Origin of the sequence: Acinetobacter sp. YH1901141 (genome assembly GCF_013416935.1) — a bacterium.
GTDB classification, from domain to species: domain Bacteria; phylum Pseudomonadota; class Gammaproteobacteria; order Pseudomonadales; family Moraxellaceae; genus Acinetobacter; species Acinetobacter towneri.
The window spans coordinates 80,810-92,594 of record NZ_VPEY01000007.1; the positions used below are offsets into that span (position 1 = coordinate 80,810).

General features: G+C 40.8%; 12 protein-coding genes and 3 tRNA genes. 8 read left to right on the forward strand and 7 right to left on the reverse strand.

Annotated elements, in window-relative coordinates; all coding sequences use genetic code 11:
* Nucleotides 1-287: 287 nt before the first annotated feature.
* Entirely contained in the window at nt 288-767 is a 480-nt protein-coding gene (locus tag FTV52_RS05965) for a hypothetical protein (protein ID WP_179990220.1), read from the forward strand.
* A gap of 126 nt (nt 768-893) precedes the next feature.
* Here the strand turns inward: FTV52_RS05965 and FTV52_RS05970 are convergent, their stop codons facing one another.
* Together FTV52_RS05970 and yhbY are read right to left on the reverse strand one after the other, a co-directional pair.
* Nucleotides 894-1,433 carry a DOMON-like domain-containing protein gene (locus tag FTV52_RS05970; RefSeq protein ID WP_179990222.1) on the reverse strand — a complete coding sequence of 180 codons (540 nt, stop codon included), beginning with the start codon at nt 1,431-1,433 and terminating at the stop codon, nt 894-896.
* Between the two features lie 9 nt (nt 1,434-1,442).
* Nucleotides 1,443-1,766 (reverse strand): ribosome assembly RNA-binding protein YhbY, encoded by a 324-nt coding sequence (gene yhbY / locus FTV52_RS05975; protein WP_168418845.1) that lies wholly within the window; start codon nt 1,764-1,766, stop codon nt 1,443-1,445.
* Between the two features lie 297 nt (nt 1,767-2,063).
* Here yhbY and rlmE point away from each other — a divergent pair, with 297 nt between their 5' ends.
* The 5 genes from rlmE to FTV52_RS06000 all read left to right on the forward strand — a co-directional run bounded on the left by rlmE (nt 2,064) and on the right by FTV52_RS06000 (nt 6,799).
* Complete coding sequence (rlmE, locus tag FTV52_RS05980) at nt 2,064-2,714, forward strand: 23S rRNA (uridine(2552)-2'-O)-methyltransferase RlmE (protein WP_004972157.1); 651 nt, start codon at nt 2,064-2,066, stop codon at nt 2,712-2,714.
* 136 nt (nt 2,715-2,850) lie between these two features.
* Nucleotides 2,851-4,740 carry an ATP-dependent zinc metalloprotease FtsH gene (gene ftsH, locus FTV52_RS05985; RefSeq protein WP_179990224.1) on the forward strand — a complete coding sequence of 630 codons (1,890 nt, stop codon included), beginning with the start codon at nt 2,851-2,853 and terminating at the stop codon, nt 4,738-4,740.
* A gap of 106 nt (nt 4,741-4,846) precedes the next feature.
* Entirely contained in the window at nt 4,847-5,461 is a 615-nt protein-coding gene (locus FTV52_RS05990) for a GNAT family N-acetyltransferase (RefSeq protein WP_179990226.1), read from the forward strand.
* A 78-nt stretch (nt 5,462-5,539) separates the two neighbouring features.
* Nucleotides 5,540-6,394, forward strand: coding sequence for a dihydropteroate synthase (gene folP / locus FTV52_RS05995; protein WP_179990228.1), 855 nt, complete (start codon nt 5,540-5,542; stop codon nt 6,392-6,394).
* A gap of 90 nt (nt 6,395-6,484) precedes the next feature.
* Nucleotides 6,485-6,799, forward strand: a complete 315-nt coding sequence (locus FTV52_RS06000) for a DUF5713 family protein (protein ID WP_131260668.1) — start codon at nt 6,485-6,487, stop codon at nt 6,797-6,799.
* A 25-nt stretch (nt 6,800-6,824) separates the two neighbouring features.
* Here the strand turns inward: FTV52_RS06000 and FTV52_RS06005 are convergent, their stop codons facing one another.
* Both FTV52_RS06005 and FTV52_RS06010 read right to left on the reverse strand, forming a co-directional pair.
* Entirely contained in the window at nt 6,825-7,250 is a 426-nt protein-coding gene (locus FTV52_RS06005) for a hypothetical protein (RefSeq protein WP_167845853.1), read from the reverse strand.
* Nucleotides 7,251-7,369: 119 nt separating this feature from the next.
* A tRNA-Leu gene (locus FTV52_RS06010) sits at nt 7,370-7,455 on the reverse strand.
* A 209-nt stretch (nt 7,456-7,664) separates the two neighbouring features.
* On the opposite strand from FTV52_RS06010, the gene FTV52_RS06015 reads away from it, so the two are divergent.
* Nucleotides 7,665-9,437, forward strand: a complete 1,773-nt coding sequence (locus FTV52_RS06015; protein WP_179990230.1) for an alkaline phosphatase — start codon at nt 7,665-7,667, stop codon at nt 9,435-9,437.
* A gap of 70 nt (nt 9,438-9,507) precedes the next feature.
* On the opposite strand, the gene FTV52_RS06020 is transcribed toward FTV52_RS06015, so the two are convergent.
* The 3 genes from FTV52_RS06020 to FTV52_RS06030 form a co-directional block, all read right to left on the reverse strand.
* Complete coding sequence (locus tag FTV52_RS06020; protein WP_179988554.1) at nt 9,508-10,239, reverse strand: hypothetical protein; 732 nt, start codon at nt 10,237-10,239, stop codon at nt 9,508-9,510.
* Nucleotides 10,240-10,348: 109 nt separating this feature from the next.
* A tRNA-Leu gene (locus FTV52_RS06025) sits at nt 10,349-10,434 on the reverse strand.
* A gap of 15 nt (nt 10,435-10,449) precedes the next feature.
* Nucleotides 10,450-10,523 (reverse strand) — tRNA-Cys (locus FTV52_RS06030).
* A gap of 152 nt (nt 10,524-10,675) precedes the next feature.
* Between FTV52_RS06030 and folD the strand changes: the two genes are divergently transcribed.
* Entirely contained in the window at nt 10,676-11,524 is an 849-nt protein-coding gene (gene folD, locus FTV52_RS06035) for a bifunctional methylenetetrahydrofolate dehydrogenase/methenyltetrahydrofolate cyclohydrolase FolD (RefSeq protein WP_004972142.1), read from the forward strand.
* The last annotated feature ends 261 nt before the right edge of the window (nt 11,525-11,785 follow it).

Sequence of the window (11,785 nt, forward strand, 5' to 3'; positions counted from 1 at the left end):
TGTAAAAAAGCGAGTAGACGAAAAAAAAGGAAGGTCAATATTTAAACCTACCCTCCTATGTCTGCTCGCTTGAACTTAACATTGCATTATACGCATGAGCTCGCCAAAAGTCCATTGTGAATCTGACGAATATGTAAGATAAAAGACTTGCTTTTTTTGCTAGGTTTATGTTTTAGCGTGTAGTCCAAATGTAAGCAATCTACGATTGTTAGACAATCCAAAACCCATTTTAGTCTAAATTGCCTTATGCTTAATTTATAAACAACAACGACCTTGGGTGAAGCAAAATGACTGAACAAGAAAAATCAGTAGCTGACAATAAAGCAATCAAAGATGCGGTGCATGAGGGTGCTGAAAAGCTTGAAAAAGTCACTCATGATGCCAAAGAACAGGTGCTTGAAGTTGTCGCTGAAACGCAGGAAAAACTGCAAAACGAAGCAAAGCAATTAAATGCCAGTGTGCAAGAGCAATTGGGTCAATTAAAGCAAGATGTATTGCAAAAAATTGAAGCATTGAAAGCACAGTTTGGTGGTTCACCTAAAGACTTAGGTGAGTTAAAAGAATTTGTGAAAACTGAATTTAGCGCAATTATTGATGACCTTTCTAAACTAGGTAAAGAGTTGAAAGAAGATGTCAGCAGTATTTCAGTGAAACATAAAGATCAATTGGTTGAAACGTTTCAGCGTTCTAAAGAGCACACTTTAGAAGCGTGGAAAAAAGTAAATCCATCAAAAACTGAAACGAAAGATGAAGCTGATCAAATATAATCCAGTTTAAATGTTGCGGATTTAGCCATAAAAAAGTGAGGTCATACGCCTCACTTTTTTTAATTAAACTTTTTGCTGCACAAACCAAAAGCTGATTGTTTCAATCTAAATGATCATTAATCACAGTTAGAACTGATGTAGCCAATCCCGCTTATTGTGAAAATCGGCGGCAGGGCTGCTGTGTTGCATGGCATAAAATTGTTCACCTTGACTGGTTTTGAGCACAGCCGTGAGCCCAATAAATAAATCTGTCCATTTCAGTTTATGTTTCAGCATAAATTCGGTTAAATCCAAACTGACATTTAAACCGTAATGCGTACGTTTTAGCTGATTCAACTCAATATCATAAGCGGCCACAGGTGGAATTTGCTCAGGATAACGATATTCTTCAAAGGCATAGGCTTGCCAAGCTTGAGAAGGGGAGAGATTGATTTCACGATAAAAATCTTCGCCCTGAACCCCAATGAAAATTTCAAAGCAGGTGTGTTCCCACAAAAAATCCTGACGTGGATGTGACGCTACCAAAGCAGGCCATTCGACCCACTGATTTGGATCGCGCAGCCAAAAGCCTACATTTAACGTAAATGGGCTTTGTTGTTCAATTGCACCGACCAAAGAAATGGCCTGAAATTGACGATTAAAAGCACTGAGTTCGTAACTTGCCATTGAGGGAGATTAGTTAGACAAGTGAGCGTGGCGAACTAAATTAGATAATTTAGCATTTTGTTTGGCTGCTTTTTTGTAGAGTAAGACAATTTTACCAATGCTTTGTACCACTTCAGAACCTGTTGCTGCTGCAATTTCAGTAATCACAGCTGCACGTACCTCACGGTCTTCACCGCCAATTTTGACTTTAATCAATTCGTGATCATTTAAAGCACGGTTGGTTTCTTCAATCACATTTTCAGTCAAACCTTGCCCGCCAATCATCACTACAGGGTTGAGTGCATGACCAATTTGACGTAAACGCTTGCGTTCCTGAATAGATAGAGCCGCCATAAAGATAACCTAATTTTAAAAACGGCTTAGTATAACAAAAGCCAGTTTGAAACGCTGTAAATTCTATGCAAATAATCTGTGATCTTACTGCCATGTAGAAATATTGAAACTGAATACTTGGTGATATTTCTCTGTAACAGTCAAAGTGACTTTTTTAAGCCTCAGTACAGAAATAAGCGATGGATTTAATAGAAAAAATAGGTCAGTTCTTGGTATTTAGATACAGATGTCTACTGCAAGCGGGTGAATTTTCACGTACAATCGCAATTTAGATGTCTATTCATTATTAAGAGAGTTATGGCAACACGCATTACCAACCAAAAGTTATCCAAAAGTAGTCGTGCGTGGATGAGAGAGCACTTAGATGATCCCTTTGTGAAAAGAGCGCAAAAAGAAGGGTATCGTGCACGTGCTGCATACAAACTACTTGAGATTCAAGAAAAATATAAACTGATCAAACCGGGCATGACGGTGGTGGACTTAGGTGCAGCACCGGGTAGTTGGTCGCAAATCGCAGGGAAACTTGTCGGCGACAAAGGTTTGGTGATCGCTTCCGATATTTTGGAAATGGACGCACTACCAGATGTGACCTTTTTACAAGGTGACTTCCGCGAAGAAGAAGTTTTCGAAAAATTGTTAAATATTTTAAACGGACGCACGGTAGACGTTGTAATTTCCGATATGGCCCCCAATACATCAGGTAATAAAGCTGTAGATCAACCGCGTCAAATTTACTTATGTGAGTTGGCTCTCGATTTTGCCAATCGCGTATTGGGACCTAATGGTCAGTTTGTGGTCAAAGTGTTCCAAGGTTCGGGATTTGACGAATTTCGTAAACAGGTCGTGGACAGTTTTGATGTGTTAAAGACAGCAAAACCCGCTGCTTCACGCGCGCGTTCCAAAGAAGTATTCCTTATTGGACAAGGACGTAAAAAAGCGTCTAAATAAAGTTTACTTGCCAAGCCGTTAAAAATTGTGCATTTTGTACGTTTTTAATGAATTGTCTAGCTGATCTTCAGCTTTTTGAATGAAAGGTCACCCAGTAACGGGCATGATCAAATTAGATTGATATGGGAATAAAGCTTTGAGCGATCTCTTCAAGAATGCCGTATTGTGGCTGATTATACTTGGTGTGCTGATTCTAATTTTCAGCAACATCAATAACAGTGAAAAGCCAACTGCAATGAACTATTCAGAGTTCGTTACAGCGGTGAATGCTGGTCAAATTAAGCAAGTCACAATTGATGGCGAAAGAATTAGTGGCGAAAAAGTCAACGGCTCGTCCTTTGAAAGCATTCGTCCAGCAGTTCAAGACCCTGAACTGATGCCGAATCTGATTAAAAACAACGTTGTTGTTGAAGGTACTGCACCTCAACGTCAAGGTTTGTTAATGCAACTATTGATCGCAAGTTTCCCTGTACTTTTAATCATTTTGTTATTCATGTTCTTTATGCGCAACATGGGTGGCGGTGCAGGTGGTAAAAACGGCCCGATGAGCTTTGGTAAATCTAAAGCCAAAATGTTGTCTGAAGACCAAATTAAAGTCACATTTGCCGATGTAGCAGGTTGTGACGAAGCAAAACAAGAAGTGGTTGAAATTGTAGATTTCTTAAAAGACCCTGCTAAATTCAAGCGTTTAGGTGCAACTATTCCTAAAGGTGTGTTGATGGTGGGTCCACCGGGTACAGGTAAAACCTTATTGGCCAAAGCCATTGCAGGCGAAGCCAAAGTTCCATTCTTCAGCATTTCTGGTTCTGACTTCGTTGAAATGTTCGTGGGTGTAGGTGCTTCTCGTGTTCGTGATATGTTTGAGCAAGCTAAACGCCATGCACCATGTATCATCTTTATTGATGAGATTGATGCGGTAGGTCGTCACCGTGGTTCAGGTACAGGTGGTGGTCACGATGAACGTGAGCAAACACTTAACCAAATGCTTGTTGAAATGGACGGTTTTGAAGGCAATGAAGGCATTATTGTTATCGCTGCGACAAACCGTGCCGATGTACTGGATAAAGCTTTATTGCGTCCAGGTCGTTTTGACCGTCAAGTCATGGTTGGCTTGCCAGACATTAAAGGTCGTGAGCAAATTCTGAATGTTCACTTGAAAAAACTGCCTTCAGTTACAGGTGTAGATGTCAAAGTCTTGGCACGTGGTACACCAGGCTTCTCTGGTGCGCAATTGGCGAACCTTGTGAATGAAGCTGCATTGTTTGCTGCCCGTCGTAATAAAAATACGGTGGATATGCACGACTTTGAAGATGCTAAAGATAAGTTGTATATGGGCCCTGAACGTAAGTCGATGGTGCTGCGTGAAGAAGAACGTCGTGCAACGGCTTATCATGAAGCAGGTCATGCGATTGTTGCTGAAATGCTGCCGGGTACAGACCCTGTGCATAAAGTAACGATTATGCCGCGTGGCTGGGCATTGGGTGTGACATGGCAATTGCCTGAACATGACCAAACTAGCCATTATAAAGACAAAATGCTAAATGACTTGTCCATTTTATTTGGTGGTCGTATTGCAGAAGAAGTCTTTATTAATCAAATGTCGACAGGTGCATCGAATGACTTTGAGCGTGCGACTAAATTAGCACGTGCGATGGTGACCAAATACGGTATGTCTGACAAGTTAGGCGTAATGGTCTATGAAGACGATACACAACAATCATTCATGGGTAGTTTAGGCAGCCGTACCATTTCTGAAGCCACCCAGCAACAAGTGGATGCTGAAGTTCGTCGTATTATTGATGAGCAATATAAAGTTGCCCGCGATATTTTGGAAAATAACCAAGACATTGCCCACGCAATGGTAAAAGCATTGTTGGAATGGGAAACCATTGATCGTGACCAAATCCGTGACATTATGGAAGGTCGTGAGCCACAGCCACCGAAGGTGTATATTGCAGACAATCCTGTGATTGATGTAACACCAACCGATGGTCCAATGACTCCTCCGCCATTACCAGCGAACTAAGTTAACAATTAAAACCACCTTCGGGTGGTTTTTTTATGGCTATTGTTTTATCATATCTAGTTGAATGCTATAGTCAATTTATAAAAATCAATGAGTAAAAATAAGAATGAATTTACCTGTTCTGGAATCCAGTATTTATCAGCTACGTTTGGAGCCACTGAGCTGGGAACATTTTGCAGACTTAGAAAATGCATGTGCCGAAGGGGACTTGGGGGAAGTGTTATATAATTCGGTACCTTACCTACATAAACTTAAACACTACTTTACCCAAGCTTTTGAACAGCAGTCCAAAGGTGAAAGAATGGCTTTTGCTGTGATTGATCTGAATTCGGGTCGCGCTATTGGTACTACCAGTTATCATGATATCAAGCCGGAAATTCCACGTGTTGAAATTGGCTTTACCTGGTATGCCAAACCTTATCAACGAACCTATGTAAACCGGGTCTGTAAATATCTTTTGCTGCAGCATGCATTTGAAGAGCTGAATGCTCAAGTGGTAGGCTTTCGGACTGATCATCTGAATCTTAAAAGTCAAAAAGCTATTGAAGCTCTGGGTGCCAAACAGGATGGCATCATTAGATGTCATATGCTGCGTAAAGATGGCATGACACTCAGAGATAGTTATATCTATAGTATTTTAAAAAGCGAATGGGTTGATGTAAAAGCGTTACTGCAATCCAAGCTGATGCAATATTCCAATAAGAACTATTTTGAAATCTAGCTATTGAATAGATTGAGCTTTGCTTTATTGATCTTTCCATAAGACAATACCGGGGTTATTGTGAACTAGGATTGAACCATGCAGCTGAAGCCACTACGACCACAGATCTGGACTTTCGGTCATTTGAAACTGGATTTGTCTCAGCCGCATGTAATGGGAATTTTAAATGTGACTCCGGATTCCTTTAGCGATGGGGGGCTGCACAATCAGAAAGATCAGGCAGTAGTAAAAGCCCTGAAAATGATTGCTGATGGTGCCACCGTAATTGATGTGGGTGGTGAATCTACACGTCCAGGTGCATCAGTCGTGGAAGTTGAAGAAGAAATCCGTCGTGTTGTGCCTGTAGTTGAAGAACTGGCCAAGCATGATGTGATCATCTCGATTGATACGTCACAGCCTGAAGTGATTCGTGCTGCCGTAGCTGCGGGGGCGCATATCTGGAATGATGTACGTGCGCTGACCCGTCCAAATGCGTTGCAAACAGCTGCTGAGTTAAATATCCCCGTGATTATTATGCACATGCGTGGTGAACCGACCACCATGAACAATTTAGATCAATATGATGATGTCACTGCAGATGTGATTGCAGAATTGCAGCAACGTGTCGCTGATGCTTTGGCGGTAGGGGTCAAGCCTGAAAATATCATGATTGATCCAGGTTTTGGTTTTGCGAAAAATGCACAACAGAATCTGAAATTGTTAAATGAGTTGCATCAACTTAATGGTATGGGGTATCCAATTTTATCGGCATTGTCCCGTAAACGCTTTATTGGTGAAGCTTTGGGTGGGGCAGAGCCAACACAGCGTGCAGTTGGTTCTGTAGCGGCACATTTACTCAGTATTCAGCAAGGTGCTTGTATGGTGCGTGCGCATGATGTGAAAGCCATGTCTGACGCCATTAAAGTCTGGCAAGCAATGCAGTTGGCAAATTAATCGCAGTATGCAAATTGGGGCGAAGCTAGAATTAAAGCCTTGCTTATGCTATATAGGCACGCTTGAATCTCTGTATTTTTGAGTGCTTGTATGTTTGCAGATTTACTTCTCCCGATGTTTGATGATGAGTTTTATCCTGATATTTTAGTTGCTGAGTTAAAACAACTGATTCAACAGTTTGCAAAACACGTGTCTAAATCCAATTTATCTGAAACGGATATTTATCATTTTGCAGATCAGACCGTGCAAGCCATTAATAAAATGAAACCACAATTTGAAGATCTGGATTCAGATTTGGACGATACCGCAGCAGATTATATTGCTGAGGCGATGATGATGGTGCTGCAAGATCAAGGCTATTTCGAGATTGAAATGGAAGAGTTGATTGCAACGAGAGAGTGGTGATTGGTCACTCTCTTTCAGCTTTAATTTATGGGTGATTCAATAAATCATCTAAAACATCATCCAAATGGCAACTTTGCTGTGTATGTAGTTCTGCAATTTCCCGAACATTCAACGTATATAGCCCATTATGTTCATTCGGCTGTGCAATTAAATTGACCCAAAACTTTGTATTTTGTTGCAGCAAAGTTTTGAGTTGCTTTTCTTCTTCAGGATTTTGGAAATTTAATAAATATAAATTGTTGCCTAAGCTGCAACGACGTAATTGTAATTCTTGATTTTTATATTGCAATGTTCCTGCAAAAACATCATAAAATTCTGCATCAGTTTCAATTGGGTTTACGGATTCGGTTGCTGACTCAAGGCTGGGATTTTGTGCATGGCTTGCAAAACTGAGCAAGCAGCATAAACAGATCACCCATTTGAAAGAGAAGATAAAGCGTTGTAGAGACATTTCAAATCATCGGCACATAAGTGTTATCGTTTTCAATATTATATTTTTTAGGCATAAAAAAACCAGCTTAATGCTGGAGTTCTTTATTTGCACCATTTGAATGATTTGATTCATTAAAATGGTGCCCGAGGCCAGACTCGAACTGGCACGCTTTGAGGGCGGGGGATTTTAAATCCCCTGTGTCTACCGATTTCACCACTCGGGCATGTGCGCAATAATAGAGGACGAAATAAATCTTGGCAAGTAAATTTATTTACAATTGCTTTCTTTTCAATCAATTCAACTTATTAGCTTGAAAAAAGTTCGGTTTGCAGTATATTTCTGCTGTTTGTCATCAATATTTCATGAATTTGAGATCAAAGCGAAATCATAAATTTCTATGTTGAGCGCTCAAGAAAAATAAAAGGAATATTCATGAACATTCGCTTAACTCGCCGAGAGCTGATTCAAAAAAGTTTGGCTGGTTTTGGGGCGTTGTCATTGCCAGTCGCATTAACTGCATGTGGTGATGACAATGAAAATACAGCAGAAAATGCATTAAAGGTGCAGTTTTTGCATGGTGTCGCCAGTGGTGATCCGCTGCATGATCGTATCATTTTATGGACACGTGTAACGCCAAGTGACATGGCAGCATGCATTGAAGTGGTTTGGGAAATTGCCAGCGATGAGGCGTTTAAGCAATTGGTAAATACTGGCAAAGTACAAACCAGCGCAGCGCAAGATTTTACTGTTAAAGTGGACGCAGATCGTTTACAGGCAGGGACTAAATATTATTACCGTTTCCGCTTTGGTAATACGGTTTCTGCTATAGGACAGACCAAAACCTTGCCACAACGCAGCGATCAAGTGAAATTTGCGGTCTGTTCTTGCTCGAACTATCCCGCAGGTTATTTTCATGTGTATAAAGAAATGGCACAGGAAAACAATCTGGATGTGATTATTCAGTTGGGTGATTATATTTATGAATATGGACAAGGTGGCTACGCGACTGACGATGCAAAACAGTTAGGACGTACCTTTGCTGCAGACAATGATAAAGAAATTATCAAGTTAGATGATTATCGTAAACGTTATGCTTTATATCGTACCGATGCTGATTTGCAGACTGCTCACCAACGCCATCCATTTATTGTCATTTGGGATGACCATGAACTCAGTAATGATACTTGGGAAGCGGGTGCAGATAATCATCAAGAAGGTGAAGGCAGCTTTATAGAACGTAAAATTGCGGCATTACAGGCTTATTTCGAGTGGATGCCAATTCGTCCAGTTGCAGAAAATGATCATTTGAATATTTATCGCCAGTTTGATTTTGGTGGTTTGGTGAATTTGATGATGCTGGATACGCGTATTTTGGCGCGTCATAAGCAATTAGATTATGCTAACTATATGACGGCAGAAGGTATTGATGCTGCTAAATTTCAGGCAGATTTATTTAGTGATCAACGCACATTGATGGGTGGAGTTCAACGAGAATGGTTGCAAAAGCAGTTGGGGCAGTCTAAGGCTACTTGGAATGTTTTGGCTCAACAAGTGTTGATGGCGAAAATGCTGATTCCACAAGAACTGTTATTGCCTTTAGCGAAAATCACCAATGGTGATCAGCAACCTGAAACACTTGCACAAATGAAGCAGAAAATTACAGAATTGGTCACGCTGAAATTGCGTTTAAAAGCGAATGATCCAACTTTGACAGCAGTAGATAAGGCACGTTTGTATGCGGTTGCACCTTATAACCTCGATGCTTGGGATGGTTATGCCTACGAGCGAGAAGTTGTGTATGGGACATTGCAGCAACTTGGGAAAAAAGCAGTGGTGTTGGCAGGTGATACTCACAATGCTTGGGCTGCAACCTTGCGTACACATGAAACAAATCATGAGGTTGGGTTGGAATTCGCGACCAGCTCGGTATCATCGCCCGGAATTGAGTATTACTTAAATGTGCCTGCAGACGAAATGGCAGCGTTGGAATATGCCTTTCAAGAACTGATTGATGAACTGGATTATTGCAACTTAAATCAACGTGGTTATTTAACGGTGACTTTTGATCGTGCGCAAGTGGTTGCAGATTGGAAGTTTATAGATACGGTTAAGGCACGTGAATACAAACTCGATGATACGCGTGGTCATCAACAGAAGTATGGTGTAGACTTAAAACCAATCATTGATGTCGCTAAAACTGCTTAAAATTGGTGTGATATTTACAGAAAACCGAGTCTAAGTTGCTCGGTTTTTTTTGATGATTAAGCGGAGGTTTTTAATCGAGTTTATCTTGAATATAACTGTCTAAATCTATGTATTTAATGCTTTTACATAAATTGTGTTCAACCTGCATCAGTTGTTGATGTAACTGAATTGCATGTTGATATTGCTGATTCAATTGGGCAAAACGAGGGCTATTTTTATTGGAAAAATACATCCGATATTGAATTTTAGCAGCTTGACGATATGACCAATACGCAGCACGGCGAAATTGCGTTAAGCAATATTTTTGTTCAAGGCTTATGTGGTCACGGAACATATTCTCTTTATAGAAACGTACAAAACCAAAACTGATGCAGAAAAAGAATAAAATCCCTTGCAGAATTGCACTCTGAAAATAGGCGAAATTTACCGCTTGTAGCAGAATCAATACTGCTATTTTTATGGTGGCATGTTGCTGTAGTTGATACCACGATGCCGAACTGTGTTTAATTTGATACAACACATAAGGTAGAAGCAGCATAAAACCTAACATGATGGCTAAAATCGCCAATGCCTTGGCTTGAAAGGCATCGTACTGCGTTACAAAGTTTTGAATCCCGTGCGCCAGACTGATTGAAATAGGAATAAAAATCAGGCAGGCCAAGACCCATGGAATCATTTCTTTCCAATCATCCAGCATGCCTTTGCTTTGAATAAAACCATAAAACAAAATATTTCTTTTAAATGCAGCAGGGTATTGTTGTTGCAATTGCTGCAAATCAAGAAGCGCTTGTTTAGGGTTCATAGAGGCATCATTGAATATTGAATAAAGAGGGGAAAACCTAAAATTTAGGCATAAAAAAACCAGCTTAATGCTGGGTTCTTTATTTGCACCATTTTAATCTATTTTAAAATGGTGCCCGAGGCCAGACTCGAACTGGCACGCTTTGAGGGCGGGGGATTTTAAATCCCCTGTGTCTACCGATTTCACCACTCGGGCATAGTTTTACAAGATTGGAGGCGGAGGTCGGAATCGAACCGGCGTCCACGGAGTTGCAGTCCGCTGCATGACCACTCTGCCACCCCGCCGCGTCTTGTGATGCGTATATTAGCAAGCTCTGAAAAAAAAACAATACTATTAAATGAGCAGATGCACATTAATTCGACATATAGAATAAAATAGTCTAAATAATCATGTATTATTTGCAAAATTGATTCATATCAACATTTGGAGATGTGCCGTGGCATTAATTTTAGACGGTCGTGCATTGGCAAAACAAATTGAAGCTGATCTGTTAACACGTGTAGAAGCGTTAAAAGCAAAATCAGGTCGTACCCCAATTCTAGCGACTATTTTGGTCGGTGATGACGGTGCATCTGCAACTTATGTACGCATGAAGGGCAATGCTTGCCGTCGTGTGGGCATGGATTCTTTAAAAGTAGAATTGCCAACAGAAACCACCACAGAACAATTATTGGCAGAAATTGAAAAATTGAATGCCAATCCTGATGTGCATGGTATTTTGTTGCAACACCCAGTTCCTGCGCAAATTGATGAGCGTGCTTGTTTTGATGCGATTTCACTTGCAAAAGACGTAGATGGTGTGACCTGTTTAGGTTATGGTCGTATGGCAATGGGCGAAGCTGCATATGGTTCTGCAACACCTGCAGGCATTATGACCATTCTTAAAGAAAAAAACATTGAAATTGCAGGCAAACATGCCGTTGTTGTGGGGCGTTCGGCAATTTTAGGTAAACCAATGGCTGCGATGCTTCTTGAAGCCAATGCAACAGTAACCATTTGCCATTCACGTACCCAAGATCTTGCAAGTTTTGTGAAACAAGCGGACATTATTGTTGGTGCGGTTGGTAAAGCTGAATTGATTCAAAAAGACTGGATCAAACCAGGCGCTGTGGTTGTTGATGCAGGCTTCCATCCACGTGATGGCGGTGGTGTTGGTGATATCCAATTGCAAGGCATTGAAGAGATTGCTTCTGCATATACGCCTGTACCAGGTGGCGTTGGCCCAATGACCATTACAACTTTGATTCGTCAAACGGTTGAAGCGGCTGAGAAAGCGTTAGGTTGATGAAGACCTCTCCCTAACCCTCTCTTGCGCTTCAATTTAAAAGCAGTGCTTTAAATTTTGCTCAGGAGAGGGGGAATTCATTGTGAAAATAATGGATGCTCCTTCTCTTGCGCCGTATACGGCTCAGGGAGAAGGCTGGGATGAGGGCTTAAAAATTCTCTCCCTAACTCTCCTAAAAAAGAGTGGGGAATTCATTGTAAAAATAATGAATGCTCCCTCTCCTTTAAAAAAGCAGAGGGAACTTTTTAAATTAGAACGAAT